This is a genomic window from Microcoleus sp. B4-C1, from assembly GCF_036705285.1.
Taxonomy (GTDB): domain Bacteria; phylum Cyanobacteriota; class Cyanobacteriia; order Cyanobacteriales; family Microcoleaceae; genus Microcoleus.
The window spans coordinates 27,344-28,712 of sequence record NZ_JAUBUC010000049.1 but is presented as its reverse complement, the minus strand read 5'-3'; the positions used below and the strand labels follow the sequence as shown (position 1 = coordinate 28,712).

2 protein-coding genes are annotated in these 1,369 nt (G+C 45.0%); one reads left to right on the top strand and one right to left on the bottom strand.

Annotated elements, in window-relative coordinates; all coding sequences use genetic code 11:
* Positions 1–232 precede the first annotated feature (232 nt).
* Complete coding sequence (locus tag QUB26_RS19390) at positions 233–730, bottom strand: pentapeptide repeat-containing protein (RefSeq protein ID WP_333236830.1); 498 nt, start codon at positions 728–730, stop codon at positions 233–235.
* Between the two features lie 109 nt (positions 731–839).
* Here QUB26_RS19390 and QUB26_RS19385 point away from each other — a divergent pair, with 109 nt between their 5' ends.
* The gene (locus QUB26_RS19385) at positions 840–1,208 is read left to right on the top strand and encodes a phage holin family protein (protein ID WP_333056376.1); all 369 of its coding nucleotides are present in this window, start codon (positions 840–842) and stop codon (positions 1,206–1,208) included.
* Positions 1,209–1,369 lie beyond the last annotated feature (161 nt).

Below are 1,369 nucleotides of genomic sequence, written 5' to 3'. Positions count from 1 at the left end.
TAGGGGCGGGTTCCACCAACCATAATCGCCCCAAACAAACAATCTCAAAAACCCGCCCCCACCCAACAAACAATCATCATGTACATTGGGGAATTTAATGCCAATATCAGGTTAATGTGAAGTATTCGTGGTGTAGGGGCAGGTTCCACCAACCATAATCGCCCCAAACAAACAATTTCAAAAACCCGCCCCCACCCAACAAACAATCATCAGTAATTGACCGGAGATGATATCAGCGACATCCCAAGGAATCGCGAGTAGAAATCCCAGTTTGGGAATTAATCCCGGTGGCCTTTGTGCACAATTCTTTAACTTGTGATCCGTCCATAATTGCATCAGTAAAGTCAGCGCCGGTGATATCAGCTCCCTCAAAAGTAGAACGCAGCAAAATTGTTTCTGCTAATATGGCATCACTTAAATCTGCCTTAGTAAATTTAACTTGATCAATCATTGCATTAGTTAAATTTGCTCCATGCAAATTTGCCTGAGTCATCACCGAAGCGCTCATAATTGCTCCCCGCAAATCGGCATTAGAAAAATTAGTCAAGTCCATATTAGCGTTAGAAAACTCAGCGGCCCGCAGCATTTGACCAGAAAAATCGCGTCTTGTCAGTTCGGCGTTGCTAAAGGACAAGGGCGGAGCGTAATATTTAGATTGAGCTTGGGCTGGCCGCGGCAGGATGAAGATAGTTAGCGCGAATAGGAATGCTGCTAGTTGCCGGAGTTTCATAATTCTGATATTCTCGCAAGGTGGGTATTTCGTAGTGTATCCCGAACTTTGGTCGATCGACTAAACAGTTAAAATCTGAATTAATAGTGATGGAGATGGACAAAAAGATATGCTAAGTTTTTTCTTAACTTGGATAGTAGCAGCGGTTTCGCTGATCATTACCGCTAACATTGTACCAGGTATGGCGGTGGTTAGCTTTCCGGCGGCGATGCTGGCTGCTGTTGTTATCGGATTGGTGAACGCGGTTGTCAGACCGATTCTTACATTGATGACGCTTCCTTTGACCATTATTACTTTAGGTTTGTTTTTATTCGTTGTCAATGCAATTTCGCTTTCCCTGGCTTCCTGGTTAGCGAGTGTGTTCAGTATCGGCTTTGTGGTTAACGGTTTTTGGCCGGCTTTGGTGGGTTCCATTGTGTTGTCATTCGTTTCTGGGTTGATTGGTCGATTTGTGAATGCCAATACTTTGTCTCAGTAGTACATTATCCCAGATACTCCAGATATTCGATCGGGCAAACTGCAACGGCTACTGTTACCGCAGAACCCGCCCTAACCCCTCCTTGTGAAAGGGGGGGATTTTTGCTGCGAAATATTTGTTTAGGGACTAAAAGCCTTTGCTGGGCGGGCAAGATGCCCTCC